This is a genomic window from Pacificibacter maritimus (assembly GCF_003814915.1).
Lineage (GTDB): Bacteria > Pseudomonadota > Alphaproteobacteria > Rhodobacterales > Rhodobacteraceae > Celeribacter > Celeribacter maritimus.
In genome coordinates, this window is sequence record NZ_RKQK01000001.1 from 468,152 (window position 1) to 483,845 (window position 15,694).

The window sequence follows — 15,694 nt, forward strand, 5'->3', positions numbered from 1 at the left end:
GCGTTGGGCAGGGCACCGATACAACGGCGTGCCGCCCGCTTGCACAGCAGACCGATAGCGTCGCGGGAATGACAAAACCACGCGACAGAGTAACGCCCAAACGCCACAACATGGCTATGGGATTTTGAATGGGTGCCGCACGGATTTGGTTAACGCCAAACTGATTGATGAGTACCAAGAAAGAAACGCGATGCAACGCGCAGAGGCAAAATTTGAGCTGAATGAGGGCGCCAGCGCCCCCGCTTTCTTGCCCGCACATGCCATCGCCCCCAACAATCACCCTCAAATTTGCTCGCCCACCTTAAACAGGGACGGGCCAATTGCGGGTGTTGAAAGATTACAATGGCTAAAAAGATGCTTATCGATGCCACCCACGCGGAAGAAACACGCGTAGTAGTGGTAGATGGAAACAAAGTTGAGGAATTTGACTTTGAATCCGAAAACAAACGCCAGCTAGCTGGCAATATATACCTCGCACGCGTCACGCGGGTTGAACCTTCGCTACAAGCGGCCTTTATCGATTACGGTGGAAACCGCCACGGCTTCTTGGCGTTTTCAGAAATTCACCCCGATTATTACCAGATTCCCATCGCTGACCGCGAAGCTTTGCTGGCCGAAGAATTGGCCGATGCCAAAGCGCAAGAAGAAGAAGACGAAAAGCCAAAACGCAGCCGCCGTCGTGGACGCTCACGCTCACGCAGCCAAGCTGAAGACACGAAATCAACAGATGCTGTGGCCACTGCTGAAGCGGAAATCGACAGCGCGGCTGATGAAGCTTCGACGCCTGAAGCGACTGTTTCGGGCATGGATGTCGTTGAACCTGAAAGCAGCCCTGCGGATGCCCTGATCGAAGAGGCGCAAAGCGATACGTCTTCTGAGGCGGCTATTGCGGCGGACCCTGTTGCGGCTGAGGAAGCTGAAGCGCCATCTGAGACACCAAAAGTCGCGGAAGACGCTGCAAAAGCGGAGGACGTTCAGTCAGATAGCACCGAGTCTGATGAAGCAAAAATCACAGATGACCAGCCTGCTGATGATCAAGGTGATCAAGGTGACGCGGTAGACTCAAATGATGACGACGCGAATGACGACGATGATGACGACGACGATGATGAGGCCGAAACGGCCGCAGAAAAAGACGACAGCATCGAAAACGTCGCTGATGATGACAGCCAAGAAGATATTCGTCCGCGCCGCAAACCACGTGCGCGCCGCTACAAGATTCAAGAAGTTATCAAAGTCCGCCAAATCCTATTGATCCAAGTGGTCAAAGAAGAGCGCGGCAACAAAGGCGCGGCCCTGACCACTTACCTGTCTTTGGCGGGTCGTTACTGTGTTTTGATGCCAAATACCGCACGCGGTGGTGGCATTTCACGCAAGATCACCAATATCGCTGACCGCAAAAAGCTAAAAGAAATCGCCACAGAAATGGATGTGCCACAAGGCGCAGGCCTGATCGTGCGCACAGCGGGCGCGCAGCGCACCAAGACCGAAATCAAACGCGATTACGATTACTTGAAACGTATGTGGGAACAGATCCGCGAATTGACGCTGAAATCTGTGGCCCCTGCGAAGATCTATGAAGAAGGCGACCTGATCAAACGCTCTATCCGTGATCTCTATTCAAAAGAGATCGACGAGGTGATTGTCGAAGGTGATGCGGGCTACCGCACCGCCAAAGACTTTATGCGGATGATCATGCCGACCCATGCGAAAAACGTCACGAACTACCGTGAAAACTTGCCTTTGTTTGCCCGCTATCAAGTGGAAAGCTACCTTGGGTCCATGTTCAACCCGACCGTTCAGTTGAAATCTGGCGGCTATGTTGTGATCGAAGTGACCGAGGCTTTGGTCTCTGTGGATGTGAACTCTGGTCGTTCGACCAAAGAGGGTTCAATCGAAGACACAGCTTTGAAAACCAACTTGGAAGCGGCCGAAGAAGTGGCACGCCAAGCGCGTTTGCGTGACCTTGCAGGCTTGATCGTGATCGACTTTATCGACATGGAAGAGCGCCGCAACAACACGGCCGTTGAAAAGCGTCTCAAAGACAAGCTGAAAACAGATCGCGCCCGCATCCAAGTGGGTCGTATTTCTGGCTTTGGCCTGTTGGAAATGTCGCGCCAACGTCTGCGTCCGGGTATGCTCGAGGCCACAACTCAGCCTTGTCACCACTGTCACGGCACGGGTCTGATCCGTTCTGACGACAATATGGCCTTGACCATTTTGCGCCAGCTCGAAGAAGAAGGCACCCGTCGTCGGTCGCGCGAAGTCTTGTTGAAAGCGCCCGTTGCGATCATCAACTACTTGGTGAATATGAAGCGCGAAAAGATTGCTCAGATCGAAGCACGCTACGGCATGGCCGTGCGTATGGAAGCTGACATGCATATGATTTCGCCTGATTTTACCATCGAAAAATTCAAAACCGCCACGCGTGTGATCCAAGAGGTGCAATCCAATGTTGTCTCAGCCTCGGCTGCGATGATGGATGAAATGGATGCGGAAGCTGATGCAGCAGCGATTGCAGCAGCAACCTCTGAGGTGACTGAAGATCAGTCCACTGACAGCCCTGCACCCACATCTGACGAGGGCGAAGAGCAGCCTAAAAAGCGTCGTCGTCGTCGCCGTCGTCGTCGCAAGTCTAGCGATCAGAATGAAGGGCAAGACAACGGGTCAGAAGAAAACGGGTCAGAAGAAAACGCGCCCAAGGATGCGGCTGACGCCACTGAGGATGCGTCAGACAAACCCGCCGAGGCGGCTGAGACAGGCGAAACTGAGGGGGATACAACCGCAGAAAAGCCCAAGCGCACGCGTACCCGCAGGTCACGTAGCAGCCGCAAAACGGCAGCCGCTGATGTCAGCGAAACCGATGCATCCGAGACAGCACCAGCCGATGCGGTGACTGGCGAGGCTTCTGAGGTGGCTTCTGACGTGGCAGAAACACCTGAACCTGTCGCTGAAAAGCCAAAGCGCACACGCACGCGTCGCAAAAAGTCTGAGGTTGCGCCAACAGATGGGCCGACAGATGCGCCAGCCGAAAGCGCGACGGATGACGCTGCACCAACTGAGGTTGCGGATGATGCTGTGGCCGAAAAGCCCAAACGCAAACGCCGCAAAAAGGCCGATGTTGAAGCTGTAGCGGCCGAAGCGGCTGAGGCAGAACAGCCAAAGCCCAAGCGCAAGCGCCGCACAAAAGCTGAAATCGAGGCTGATAAAGCAGCGAAAGCAGCCGCAGCCGCGCAGGCTGAAACGCCAAAAGACATAAGCGTTGAACCAGCGCCTGCCGCAACTCAAGTTGAAGCAAGTGCTGACGTTGCAGTCAAAGAGGCGCCCAAAGTTGAAGCGCCGAAAGCCGAAGCACAGGTCGATACACCAGAGCCTGAGATCGCAACAGCGCAAGCCTCCACGGCACAGCCAGAGGCACCAGCAAAACCCAAACGCAAAGGGTGGTGGAGCTTAAGCTAAGCTTTCATCCCGTTTCAAAGATTGAAAAGGCGGTTCCTAAATCCTTAGGGATCGCCTTTTTGTTTTATCTGTCACGGGCCGGCCCCGCGATTGTTACGCGGCAACCACATGAAAGTGACCGCGTGTTTGCCCTGCGCGACTTTCCAATAGGGCAGGTTTCATGGCATGAGTTTCATATGTTTGGAATCGACCTCTTTGATGCGACTTTGCTGCCTGCCATGCTGATTGCCTTGGCAGCAGGTATGGCGTCTTTTATCAGTCCCTGTGTCTTGCCGATTGTGCCGCCTTATTTGGCCTATATGTCGGGTATTTCCATGAGCGAATTGACGGATGAGCGCGGAAGCCGCAAGGCCATTTTTCCTGCTTTGATGTTTGTGCTGGGCCTGTCCACCGTCTTTTTGCTTTTGGGATTTACTGCATCGTTTTTGGGCAGTTTTTTCTTGCAAAATCAGGTGCTTTTAAGTCGTATTTCAGGTGTGGTGATTGTCATACTCGGCCTGCATTTTCTATCGGTCTTCCGCATTCCTATTCTTGACCGAGAGGCGCGATTGGATGCGGGCGATAAGGGCGGTAGTGCCTTTGGCGCTTATGTCTTGGGGTTGGCCTTTGCCTTTGGTTGGACACCCTGTATCGGCCCTCAACTTGGCGCGATCTTGTCGATTGCGGCCACGGACGGATCGGTTGGGCGGGGCACGACTTTGTTGGGGGTCTATGCCATCGGTTTGGGGGTGCCTTTCTTGCTCTCTGCCATTTTCATCACGCGCGCTGTGACCGTGATGAACCGTTTGAAGCGCCACATGGGATTGATCGAAAAAATCATGGGTGCCTTGCTGGTTTTCGTCGGTTTGATGCTTTTGACGGGCGCATTTTCGCGCCTGAGCTACTGGTTGTTGGAAAGTTTTCCAGCCCTTGCAACCGTCGGCTAGGTCACTAGGACTTGCGCAGCTGCAAAGGTCGCGTACTCTAGGGCAAAAGACCGCCAGCGGATGGATGAAATGACCAGTGACAAGAGTGATGCAGTGACGCGGCGCCGTGTGTTCTACATTCCGGGCTATGATCCTATTCCGCCGCGCCGTTACCGCGAATTATACCGTAAAGAAGGCGCGAAACAGGCCGAGGTTTCTGGCTATGACTTAACACTCAGCCCAAAGTCAGGACCGCGTTTTGGCTGGCAGGTGGTTAGTCAGATCGACGGGCAAGACTGCCATAGCGAAATTGATGTATTGGTCTGGTCTGACATTGTGCAATCCAGCATGGATGCAGGGATTTTCCAGACCTATTTGATCTTACTGCGCACTGCGTGGATCTACATTTCGACAGGGGCTTTGCGCGGGTTGATGAAACTGCGCCGTGGGCCTGTATTGGCAGCACTTTATCCTGTTGCGATCTTACTGGTGCAGCTTTTTATCGCTGTTTTGCTGGCTTGGGGGCTATTTGCACTGCTGGGATTGATATCCCAAACGCTCGTGTTTCAGGGCATTTCAGGTCTAGCGGCGCTGGCTTTGGGCTATGGTGTTTTACGCTGGTTTAAAAAGAAAGACGGCAAGTTTTTCGCCTATTACCTAATGCATGACTACGGGTTTTCCGCCCGATGGCGCGGGGCAGAGCCGCCTGAGTTATTGGAAAGATTAAAAGAGTTTCAAACTGATATTGCCCAAGCTTTGACCGAAGACTGGGACGAGGTCTTGGTCGTCGGCCATTCTTCTGGCGCGCATTTAGGGGTGTCGGTTTTGGCTGATTTGATCCGTTCGGGTGAGGTGCCAGAACACAGATCTGATCGGGGGCCAAAGCTGGCGTTTCTCACCCTTGGTCAAGTGGTGCCGATGGTCAGCTTTTTGCCCGAAGCCAAGCGTCTGCGCCGTGATTTGGCTTTTTTAAGCGCGCGTAACGACCTGTTTTGGCTGGATGTTTCTGCGCCTGGCGATCCTTGTTCTTTTGCGCTTTGCGATCCGATCAAAGTATCGGGCGTAGCGCCTATCGATCAAAAGTGGCCTTTGGTGATTTCTGCCGCCTTCACCCAAAGTCTTTCGCCTGAAGTCTGGGCCAAATTAAAGCGTCGTTTTTTCCGTCTGCATTTTCAATACCTTTGCGCCTTTGATCGTCCGATGGGCTATGATTATTTTAAAATTACGGCTGGAAATCAATATCTTGCAAGTGCATTTAAAGGTTATGCGCCAACGCCAAGCCGCATTGATACCCCCGCCAATCCCCATAAAGAGATGGCCGAATGATTGCCCCCAAACCAAAATCGCGGCCTGATAAAACCAGTCTGCGCGGCTATGTGAAACTGTTTCGCAAAGACATTTTATCGGCGCAGCCTGCCAAATTATACCGCGCTTGGATGGCCGAATTTCGCACGCCATTTTTCAGGTCATATCTGGTCAATCAACCTGATTTGATCAAGCGGGTGCTAAATGAGCGCCCAATGGATTTTCCAAAATCCGCACGTATCGCCGAAGGTTTGATCCCTTTGCTGGGGGAAGGATCGGTGTTTTTGACCAATGGCGAGGCGTGGAAGCGCCAGCGCCGCATCATTGATCCCGCGTTCGAGGGCGGGCGTTTGCGCGACACATTCGATGCTATGGTGGCGTCTGGGCAGATGGCCGTGGCGCGCCTTGACGCTGCAGCAGGGCCAAAAGCTGCGCCGATTGATTTGGAACCCCATACATCGCATGCGGCCGCAGATGTGATTTTTCGCACATTATTTTCAATCCCGATTGAGCATGAAATTGCGCGCGATGTATTTGCGCAATTCCAAGATCACCAGCGCGAACAGCCGATTTTGAACATCGCGGCTTTCATCCCATTGCCCAAATGGATGCCGCGGTTTCACAGCAAGCGCACCAAGCAGACGGCCAAAAGCATTCGCGCCTTGATCCGTAAATTGACCGAAGATCGGATGCGCGAGATCAAGGCTGGGACTGCGCCGAATGATTTGGCGACGAAAATCATGACCACGCCTGACCCAGAAACAGGGCAGGTGTTCTCAGCTGAGGAAATGGTCGATCAAGTGGCGATTTTCTTTTTGGCGGGGCATGAAACATCAGCCTCTGCGCTGGCTTGGGGCTTGTGGCTTTTGGCGGCCAACCCCGATGCGCAAGCGCGCGTGGCAGCAGAAGGCGCTGCCTTGGGGGATGCCCCGCAGTTTTCCGACCTCTCCAAGCTGCGTTACACAAAAGACGTGTTTCGCGAGACCCTGCGGCTCTATCCGCCTGTGCCGATGATGGTGCGTGAAACCACATGCCCAGAACATTTTCGCGCGCGCGACATTCCCAAAGGCAGTCAGATCGTGCTGTCGCCTTGGCATGTGCAGCGCCACGAACGGTTTTGGGATGATCCCGATGTGTTTGATCCTGAGCGCTTTAAAACCGAGAACGGCAAACAATGCCTGCGCGATGCCTATATTCCCTTTTCGTCAGGACCACGTGTTTGCACAGGGGCGGGCTTTGCCATGGTCGAAGGGCCGTTGATTTTGGCCATGATTGCGGCCAAATATCAGATGCGTGTCGTCGATGAGAAACGCCCTGTGCCCGTTGCACATTTAACCGTAAGATCACGGGATGGAATTTGGCTGCAATTGGAAAAACGCGCTTAGGATTTCGTTTGCGCTGTCTTATCGTTTGTTCTGATAGGGCTTTGATTTGCGAAACAACGTCCTTGAATGGTCTCACAAGGCTTGAGTGTGGGGAACCTTCGTTCTACACATCGGTCTAAACAAGAATTTAAAAGGAGCGCCCAGACATGCGCGTGAACCAAGATCTCATCGACACAATCGGCAACACGCCATTGATCCGCTTGAAAGGCCCGTCTGAGGCCACAGGCTGTGAGATTTTGGGCAAGGCCGAGTTCATGAACCCAGGCCAATCCGTGAAAGATCGCGCTGCGCTTTACATCATCAAAGATGCGATGGCCAAAGGTCTGTTGAAACCTGGCGGTACGATTGTCGAAGGCACCGCAGGCAACACAGGCATCGGTCTTGCGCTTGTGGGCTCTGCTTTGGGGTTTCGCACGGTGATCGTGATCCCTGAGACGCAAAGCCAAGAGAAAAAAGACATGCTGCGCTTGGCAGGGGCCGAGCTGGTGCAAGTGCCAGCCGCGCCTTACAAGAACCCAAACAACTACGTGCGCTATTCAGGTCGCTTGGCCGAACAGCTTGCCCGCGAAACCAATGAGGGTGTGATCTGGGCCAACCAGTTTGACAATGTGGCCAATCGCCAAGCCCATATCGAAACCACTGGCCCTGAGATTTGGGATCAAACAGACGGAAAAGTCGACGGCTTTATCTGTGCTGTAGGTTCTGGCGGCACAATGGCGGGTGTTGGCATGGCCTTGCAGCCCAAAGGTGTCAAGATCGGTCTGGCCGATCCTATGGGGGCTGCGCTTCACAGCTATTACACCACGGGCGAATTGAAATCGGAAGGCGGGTCGATCACAGAAGGGATCGGGCAGGGCCGTATCACGGCCAACCTAGAGGGGTTTAAACCCGATATGTCTTTCCAAGTGCCCGACGAAGAAGCGCTGCCAGTTGTCTTTGATCTTTTGGAACACGAGGGTCTGTGCCTCGGTGGATCATCAGGTGTGAACGTGGCGGGAGCAATGAAAATGGCACGCGAAATGGGGCCTGGTCATACGATCGTCACCATTTTGTGTGATTACGGCACGCGCTACCAATCCAAATTGTTCAATCCTGAATTCTTGAAAGAAAAGGGATTGCCAGTGCCAAAATGGCTCGACAGTGGCCCCCGCCCTCTGCCTGACGTCTACGAGGTATAATGCGCCAATTTTTTCTGACTTTTTGTCTTGTCCTGTCCCTATGTTTGCCACTGTCAGCATGGGGGCAAGATGCTGGCGCGCCTGATTATAAAGCTTGGGAAGACATCGCCAGTGCCACCGAACAATCCTTGCAAGATGGCGCACCTGATGATGCCGCATTAGAAAATGTTCGCAGTGATTTGGTTGAGTGGCGGTCGCAGTTCTTGGGGGCTCAATCTGCCAATTCGGCCCGTATCGATACATTGCGCGCGCAGATTTCCAGCCTTGGCCCCGAACCTGCCGAGGGTGAAGAAGAGCCTGAAAACATTGCAGAGCGTCGCAAGGAATTGGCCACGCAGTTGGAACTTGCTTTGGCGCCTGTGCGCAATGCCGAAGAGTCCTTTACACGCGCTGATGGTTTGATCGGCGAAATTGACCGTATTTTGATCGCACGCCAAACCGATGCCTTGATGGAATTGGGGCCAACCCCCTTGAATCCTGTCGACTGGCCGCAAGCGATTGCTGATCTGACCCAAACAGGGCTGACCGCTTGGTATGTGGTGATCGAAAACACCCGCGACCCCCGTGCGCAGGCCACGTTAAAAGCAAATGCCGCCACTATTTTCGGGCTGATCTTATTGGGCCTATTGCTTTTGGTGCGCGGGCGGTCTGTGTCGCTTTTTGTGACGGGCAAGATTAAATCATGGGTGCGCGGCAAAGCGGGGCGCGCGGTCTCTGATTTTATCAGCTCTATCGGTCAGGTTATTTTGCCCACCGCTGGACTTTTCGCACTGACAGAAGCGGCAAAGGTATCGGGGCTCTTGGGGGAACGCGGTGTCGCGATATTCGATGCGCTGCCCACCATCGGCCTGTGTTATTTCATTGCGCGCTGGCTGTCTGGCCAAGCTCTGTTTGACAGCGAAACATCCGATGCGGTCTTTGATTTGACCCCATTGCAAACCCGCGAAGCCAGTGGGCATTTGGGCTTTATGGCCGTGATGTATGGTATCAATCTTTTGCTGGCGAAACTTGCGGTGATAGATGGCTATGCGCCTGAAACTTTGAATGTTTTGCGCTATCCTTTGGTGGTGATCTCAGCCCTATCCTTGTTTCGTTTGGCGCTGATATTTGCCGCTGTTGATCGCGCACAGCAAGACGACGTAGACGTGATTGACGGCTCAAGCCCTACGTTTGGCTTTGTTACCTTGGTGACCAACACGGCCGTTAAAATCATGCGCGTGGCCGCGCCTTTGGCCATTATCTTGGGCGCTATTGGCTATATGTCAGCAGCCTCTGGGATCGTGTTTCCCTTTGTTTTGACGCTGTGGCTTTTGGCGCTTTTGCTGGTTTTATCGCGCTTTGTCTCTGATCTTTACAATGCCATCGCGCGGAATGAAGACGGCCAAACTGACGGGTTGATCCCTGTTTTGGTGTCCATTGTTTTGGTGGCCTGTTCCTTGCCGATTTTTGCGCTCATCTGGGGCGCGCGCGTTGAGCAGTTGTGGGAAATCTGGGCCCGCGTCAAACAAGGTGTGCCTTTGGGCGATGCGCAACTGTCGATCACCAATGTTCTGACTTTCTTGATCGTTTTCGCCATTGGCTTTGGCATGACGCGGCTTTTGAAAACGGCTTTGTCCTCGACCATTTTGCCCAAAACCAAAATCGATAAAGGCGGTCAAACCGCCATCGTGTCGGGCACGGGCTATGTTGGCATTTTCTTGGCGGCCATCTTTGCCATCATGGCCGCTGGGATTGATCTATCGGCCTTGGCACTTGTTGCGGGCGCGCTTTCTGTTGGGATCGGTTTTGGTCTGCAAAACATTGTTCAGAACTTTGTCTCAGGTATCATCTTGTTGATCGAACGCCCCGTGTCAGAAGGGGATTGGATCGAAGTGGGGGGGCAAATGGGCTTTGTGCGCAATATTTCCGTGCGCTCCACGCGGGTTGAAACCTTTGACCGTACTGATGTGATTGTCCCCAACGCTGACCTGATTTCCAACTCAGTCACCAACTACACGCGCGGCAATTCTTTGGGGCGTGTGACGCTGAAAGTGGGCGTGGCTTACGGCACAGATACACGTAAGGTCGAAGGCCTGTTACGGGACATTATCTCTGCACAACCTGGTGTGGTAAAGTCGATTGATCCGCAGGTCTTGTTCATGGGCTTTGGCGCGGACGCGCTTGATTTCGAAGTCCGCGCGATCTTGTATGACGTGAAAACATTGCTGAAAGTGACCAGCGATGTGAACCACGAAATCGCACAGAAATTCAGCGCTGAAGGCATTGAGATTCCCTTTGCTCAGCGCGATATCTGGTTGCGAAACCCCGAAGCCTTGCGCGGTGATACACCGCCCAAAGCGCCAAGTCAGCCACAAGAAAAAACCGCCCCTGAAATCACTTCACAAGACAACCAAGCAGAGATCCCGATTGAAGATCAGATCACCGTGGATGTGCCCGAAGTTGATGCCGATGGAGACATGACATGACCCAAGCCCTGTTTCGCGACGATGCCTATACCCAAGACGCAAATGGGGTGATCACCGCACATACGCCTGAGGGTGGCTTGATTTTGGATGCGTCGATTTTCTATCCCACGGGCGGCGGTCAACCTGGCGATAGCGGGCGTTTGGAATGGGCAGGCGGTGCGATTAGTATCGCCACTGCGCTCAAAGGCGATGGAGATGATATCATCCTTGTCCCCTCAGAACCCGCGGCCTTGCCCGCTGTTGGCACGCAAGTCGTGCAGCGCCTTGATTGGGGCCGCCGTCATAGACACATGCGTATTCACACCGCCTTGCACCTCTTGTCTGTGGTTATCCCTATGCCAGTAACAGGCGGCTCTATCGGGGCCGATAAGGGCCGATTGGATTTTGCCATGGATACGCCACCAGAAGATAAACAAGCGCTGGAAGAGGCTTTAAATGCGCTGATTGAGCAGGATTTGCCGGTGACCGATCAATGGATTTCAGACGAAGTCCTTTTGGCCGATCCTTCCATCGTCAAAACCATGTCCGTCATGCCGCCGATGGGGCAGGGCCGAGTGCGTTTGGTGCGAATTGGGGATGATGTGACGCAGGTTGATTTGCAACCCTGCGGTGGCACTCATGTGGCACGCACATCTGAAATTGGCCGTATCCGCTTTGGCAAGATCGAGAAAAAGGGGCGTATGAACCGCCGCGTTGCCATTCATTTGGACTAAGATAGGTCTTTTTGAGCCCACAAATCGCAAGCTGCGGAAAATATTCATTTTGTCGCGTTTGAGGGCTTGTTCCCGTCAAAACACTTCGTTAGAAACCCGCCAACGGACAGGTGGCCGAGTGGTCGAAGGCGCACGCCTGGAAAGTGTGTAGGCGGGAGACCGTCTCCAGGGTTCGAATCCCTGTCTGTCCGCCACTTACCCTTTAGACATTTGCTGTAATTTCCCTCTCGGGTGTCTTTATTGACGACCCGATGCAAGTGTTTGCGCTATGGATCTGGGGGCTCACAGGCATTTGGAGTATTCCGTTTGGCGCGCGGGGAAGGCCAGATTTGCATGCTCAGCGCAGAATGTCTTAGCTGAATTGCCCCTAGCATTACATGTGGTGAAAGGCGCGGCAGGAAACTGCGGCAGGGGCACAAATGATGCGCGTCGGAAACTGGGGTGTTGGGCTTTGAAATAGGCGTGAGTAACAGCTTTGTGAATGGATCTGGTGTATTTCCTGAGTGTTTTAATAGGATTACGGATTGCCAGTAAAAAAGATGAAGACTATGGTCCGTCACGCCAGCTAAACGCAAGCCTTACAGTCTAAACAAAATACAGTTCCACCACGCTTGCGATAGCAATTTAACAGGTTTCACTCAGGTCGTTTGGTAATGATTGCCGTGGTGGAACTGTCGTTTTTTCTTGGTTTTCGTGTGGGTTACAGGACTTAAACTCAACGGAGCCTCCCTCTCATGGCCAGATTATCGACAGTTCTTTACACAACGCTTTTGACCACACTTCCCGTCGCGCTTTTGGCGCAGGATATGACCTTTGATGAAGATGTCATGATGCTGGATGAAATCACAGTTTCAACCGCCTCAGGTATTGCCACGACAGTGCAAGACGCGCCTGCTTCGATCACGGTGATCGATCAAGAGATGTTAGCACAAGAGGGCGCGCGCGATCTCAATGACGTCTTGCGCCAAGTGCCTGGTTTGAACCTGACACGGGGCAATGATGGCACATCAAGTGTGTCTTTTCGTGGCATTTCATCCAACCGCACCCTGACGCTTGTTGATGGCAAACGGGTGAGCACGGGCAAAAGCTTTGCGCGGCATTATCAAGGTGACTTGAATGTTGTGCCAATTGACGCAATCGAACGTGTTGAAATTGTACGAGGGCCGATGTCGACGCTTTACGGGTCAGATGCCATGGGCGGGGTGATCAATATCATCACCAAAGAGGCACCTGGCGTTTGGTCTGGCTCTGTCTCCACGAATTTCGGCTTTGGCGAAGAGGCCACAACGGGCGATAGCCGTCAGGTTTCAGGCTATCTCAGCGGTCCTTTGAGCGAGACTGTGGATGTGGAACTTTGGGCTAAAAAATCCGAACGCGACGCGCCTGATGCTTTTACTTACACTGATGAAAACGATGTAGATCAAGAGGTCTACGGGTCTGAGGGATCAAACTCCGACGAGCTTGGCGCAAGGCTGAGCTGGCGCCCCAACGGCGAAATCGAATGGGGGCTTGAGGCGACCGCAGGACATGAAAACTATCTGGCTGCCGACGGGGGCGATGACACGACCAAGATCACCCGCGATAGTGTTGCATTAACCAATGAATGGCTGCTGGGGAACGGCAGTCTGTCCAGCTATTTGCGCAAAGAAACATCTTCAAATGCGGCATGGTCGGGGACCGAATGGAATGATCCGATCGAATATGACACGCTGACATTCGAGACAAGATTCAGCGCGGAAACGGCTGTGAATGGCCGCAGCTTGGCTTATACTTTGGGCGGCACATTGGCCAAAGATGAACTTGTAGACCCTGCGACCAACCGTGATGGCGCTTTGATCGCGGGCGAGGTTGTCACAGGCGCGCTTTATGCAGAAGGGCGCTATGATATTTCTGATCGCCTGACTGTGACGGGCGGTTTGCGCTATGATCACCACGAAAACTTTGGCGACCATTTCACGCCACGCCTTTACGCCAATTACGATTTGGGCAGCGGTTACATGTTGAAAGCAGGCTATGCGCAGGCTTTTGTCGCCCCCGATTTGCGGACTTTGAATCCCGATTACAAAATGTCGTCGCGGGGCAATGGCTGTAAACCTTATCCTGGCCCCTGTGTGATTTACGGCAACCCCGATATCGAACCTGAAACCTCAGACAATTACGAAATCGGCGTGAACTACCAAGGCGGTGTGTTGGATTGGGAACTGACAGCCTTTTACAACGATATCACCAATATGATCGGCGCACGCAAAACAGGTGAAACCGATGCAGGCAGTGGATTTGATGTCTTCGAGCGCACCAATCTGGAAAGCGGGACGACTGCAGGGATCGAAGGTGGTCTATCGTGGGAGGTCTCTGACACTCTAACATGGACCAATTCCTTCACCTTTTTGGCGAAATCCGAATTCCGCTACGAAGGATTGGATCATGCCTTCCCCATGGCCACAACGCCGAAACTGAACATCACGACAGGTGCCAATTGGCGCGCCACGGACCGTTTTTCACTCTCGGGCAGCGCGACCTATGTGGGCAAACAGGTCGGCTATATCACCGAAGGCGAGCTTAGCGATGAAGAAGCACAGGCCGTCCCAGCAGGTCAAAACAGCGATCCATATGTTTTGGTCGATGTTGCTGCCTCATTTAACCTCACGGACAATGCAAAATTAAACCTCGGGATCGACAATCTATTCGACCAACAACCTGCAGATGACACATCTTACCGTGAAAATGGGCGTCTGTTTTCAATCGGCCTGACGACCACATTCTGATCCGATCGCTATATCAATCATAGCTCAGGCGTAGATCATCCTTTGCGCCTGAACACATAAAATAAACGCGGCAGGCTTTGATCTTGCCGCGTTTTGCGTTTGGGCCATGGATAGGCAAATAGGTCAAACTGCTGCACTCAGGGGTCTTAAATGCAGGGCAACTGGGCCTGTGACACTTGAGTTTTCGACAGGCAAAATCCAAATCCTAACAATTTGGGGCAAAAGCGGGGGCAGGGTGCCACCACCCGCAGTCCAAAATGTAAGACGCTTTATTGAAAAGCAATCGGCAAGTTAAATGTATAGCTTGCCTCTGTCAGGCCTTTGGGGGCTGAAGGCATTTTGCCTGCGCGTGATACAGCTTGCAAAGCGGCGTCATCCAATGCGGCAATGCCTGATGATCCGCTCACTTGGGCCGCTGTAATTGTCCCTGAGCGCGCCACTGTGATGCGCAGGGTTGTGCGACCTGTCTTGGAGGCCCCATGTGGCGCGCGCTTTTTGCGATTGATCCGTGACCGAATTTGCGCGCCCCATTGAGCCATCAGGCTTGCCTGTTGCGATTTACTGAGGCTTGCGGCCGATGATTTTCCCGCTGTGCCAGCCGCTTGCCCGCCACCGCTGCCAGATGCCTTTTGTGCGTTTTGCCCCTGTGATGCTTTGCCTGTCTGGGTTGCATCAGGGGCGCTTGGCGCAGATTTGACGACGGGTTTCGGTTTTACAGCGGGTTTCGGCTTTGGTCTGGCTTTTGGCGCGATTTTCGGAACAGGTTGCGGCGCAGGTGCATCAACCACAGGGGGTTGGGGCGTGGACGTGGTCATATCAGGCAAAGCCACAGCCGCCGATTGGGACGGGGCCAGATCGGGCATCGCAGTTGGCGTCACCACAGGTGCTGCGTCTTGTGGTGGCGCAATCTGCGAAAGCGGCGCAACTGTTTGCGTCACTTCTACGGGTTTTTCCCAATCTGCGACCATCTGTTCGATCTGTGCGTTCGCAGCCTGCAAGCTCATCAAAGACGCGCCTTCATTACCTGCTGCTTCGGCCCCGTCGGTCGGCGCTTTGGTCAAAAATCCTAAGTGCAATGCGACGGCAAGACCGCCAAAGATTAAAGGTTCAAAAACACGTTTCATTTTGCTGCGACCACCAAAGATACATTGCTTAATCCTGCCGCGGCGAGAGATTTCAAAACCGCAGCGACACGTGCAGCACTTGTCTGGGCATCTGCGCGCAGTTGTGGGGCAAAGGCTGTTGTCTCTGTCTGGCCTGCGACTGCGGCTGCGAATGCCGCCAAAGCGGCTTCATCCATGTGGTCTTCAAACCCAAGCACGCCGTCTTTTGAGACATACAGAATTGGCGTGCTTTGCGCGTTGTCTTGGGCCTGCCCTAAAGGCGGGCTGACCTCAAAGGGTTCAGGGGTGACAAGCGTTGATGTCATGAGGAAAAAGATCAGCAGCAAAAACACCACATTGATCATTGGCACAATGGATTCAGCACGGGGCTTTTGCGGGGAAGGCGCGAAGTTCAT

10 protein-coding genes and 1 tRNA gene are annotated in these 15,694 nt (G+C 53.4%); 9 read left to right on the top strand and 2 right to left on the bottom strand.

From position 1 onward, the window contains the following. The first annotated feature begins 342 nt into the window (after positions 1 to 342). The 9 genes from EDD53_RS02190 to EDD53_RS02230 all read left to right on the top strand — a co-directional run bounded on the left by EDD53_RS02190 (position 343) and on the right by EDD53_RS02230 (position 14,175). The gene (locus EDD53_RS02190; RefSeq protein WP_123791560.1) at positions 343 to 3,459 is read left to right on the top strand and encodes a ribonuclease E/G; all 3,117 of its coding nucleotides are present in this window, start codon (positions 343 to 345) and stop codon (positions 3,457 to 3,459) included. Positions 3,460 to 3,635: 176 nt separating this feature from the next. Beyond that, positions 3,636 to 4,385, top strand: a complete 750-nt coding sequence (locus EDD53_RS02195; RefSeq protein WP_123791561.1) for a cytochrome c biogenesis CcdA family protein — start codon at positions 3,636 to 3,638, stop codon at positions 4,383 to 4,385. A 69-nt stretch (positions 4,386 to 4,454) separates the two neighbouring features. Beyond that, positions 4,455 to 5,690: a SoxR reducing system RseC family protein gene (locus tag EDD53_RS02200; RefSeq protein WP_123791562.1), complete on the top strand. Its 1,236-nt coding sequence runs from the start codon at positions 4,455 to 4,457 to the stop codon at positions 5,688 to 5,690. Continuing rightward, on the top strand, positions 5,687 to 7,054 hold the full coding sequence (locus tag EDD53_RS02205; RefSeq protein ID WP_123791563.1) for a cytochrome P450: 1,368 nt from the start codon (positions 5,687 to 5,689) through the stop codon (positions 7,052 to 7,054). The genes EDD53_RS02200 and EDD53_RS02205 overlap by 4 nt, the downstream gene beginning before the upstream one ends. Positions 7,055 to 7,200: 146 nt before the next feature. Then, positions 7,201 to 8,232, top strand: coding sequence for a cysteine synthase A (locus EDD53_RS02210; RefSeq protein ID WP_123791564.1), 1,032 nt, complete (start codon positions 7,201 to 7,203; stop codon positions 8,230 to 8,232). Then, positions 8,232 to 10,697 carry a DUF3772 domain-containing protein gene (locus EDD53_RS02215; protein WP_123791565.1) on the top strand — a complete coding sequence of 822 codons (2,466 nt, stop codon included), beginning with the start codon at positions 8,232 to 8,234 and terminating at the stop codon, positions 10,695 to 10,697. Before EDD53_RS02210 ends, EDD53_RS02215 begins: the two co-directional genes overlap by 1 nt. Beyond that, positions 10,694 to 11,410 carry an alanyl-tRNA editing protein gene (locus tag EDD53_RS02220; protein ID WP_123791566.1) on the top strand — a complete coding sequence of 239 codons (717 nt, stop codon included), beginning with the start codon at positions 10,694 to 10,696 and terminating at the stop codon, positions 11,408 to 11,410. The genes EDD53_RS02215 and EDD53_RS02220 overlap by 4 nt, the downstream gene beginning before the upstream one ends. 104 nt (positions 11,411 to 11,514) lie before the next feature. Next, positions 11,515 to 11,604, top strand: a tRNA-Ser gene (locus EDD53_RS02225). 540 nt (positions 11,605 to 12,144) lie between these two features. After that, positions 12,145 to 14,175: a TonB-dependent receptor domain-containing protein gene (locus EDD53_RS02230; protein ID WP_246002156.1), complete on the top strand. Its 2,031-nt coding sequence runs from the start codon at positions 12,145 to 12,147 to the stop codon at positions 14,173 to 14,175. Between the two features lie 269 nt (positions 14,176 to 14,444). On the opposite strand, the gene EDD53_RS02235 is transcribed toward EDD53_RS02230, so the two are convergent. Together EDD53_RS02235 and EDD53_RS02240 are read right to left on the bottom strand one after the other, a co-directional pair. Further along, positions 14,445 to 15,299 (bottom strand): TonB family protein, encoded by an 855-nt coding sequence (locus EDD53_RS02235; protein ID WP_123791567.1) that lies wholly within the window; start codon positions 15,297 to 15,299, stop codon positions 14,445 to 14,447. Then, positions 15,296 to 15,694, bottom strand: coding sequence for an ExbD/TolR family protein (locus tag EDD53_RS02240; RefSeq protein ID WP_123791568.1), 399 nt, complete (start codon positions 15,692 to 15,694; stop codon positions 15,296 to 15,298). Before EDD53_RS02240 ends, EDD53_RS02235 begins: the two co-directional genes overlap by 4 nt.

Coding starts and splice junctions, on each gene's coding strand:
- EDD53_RS02190 (WP_123791560.1), top strand. CDS start 343: ATGGCTAAAAAGATGCTTATCGATGCCACCCACGCGGAAGAAACACGC.
- EDD53_RS02195 (WP_123791561.1), top strand. CDS start 3,636: ATGTTTGGAATCGACCTCTTTGATGCGACTTTGCTGCCTGCCATGCTG.
- EDD53_RS02200 (WP_123791562.1), top strand. CDS start 4,455: ATGACCAGTGACAAGAGTGATGCAGTGACGCGGCGCCGTGTGTTCTAC.
- EDD53_RS02205 (WP_123791563.1), top strand. CDS start 5,687: ATGATTGCCCCCAAACCAAAATCGCGGCCTGATAAAACCAGTCTGCGC.
- EDD53_RS02210 (WP_123791564.1), top strand. CDS start 7,201: ATGCGCGTGAACCAAGATCTCATCGACACAATCGGCAACACGCCATTG.
- EDD53_RS02215 (WP_123791565.1), top strand. CDS start 8,232: ATGCGCCAATTTTTTCTGACTTTTTGTCTTGTCCTGTCCCTATGTTTG.
- EDD53_RS02220 (WP_123791566.1), top strand. CDS start 10,694: ATGACCCAAGCCCTGTTTCGCGACGATGCCTATACCCAAGACGCAAAT.
- EDD53_RS02230 (WP_246002156.1), top strand. CDS start 12,145: ATGGCCAGATTATCGACAGTTCTTTACACAACGCTTTTGACCACACTT.
- EDD53_RS02235 (WP_123791567.1), bottom strand. CDS start 15,299: ATGAAACGTGTTTTTGAACCTTTAATCTTTGGCGGTCTTGCCGTCGCA.
- EDD53_RS02240 (WP_123791568.1), bottom strand. CDS start 15,694: ATGAACTTCGCGCCTTCCCCGCAAAAGCCCCGTGCTGAATCCATTGTG.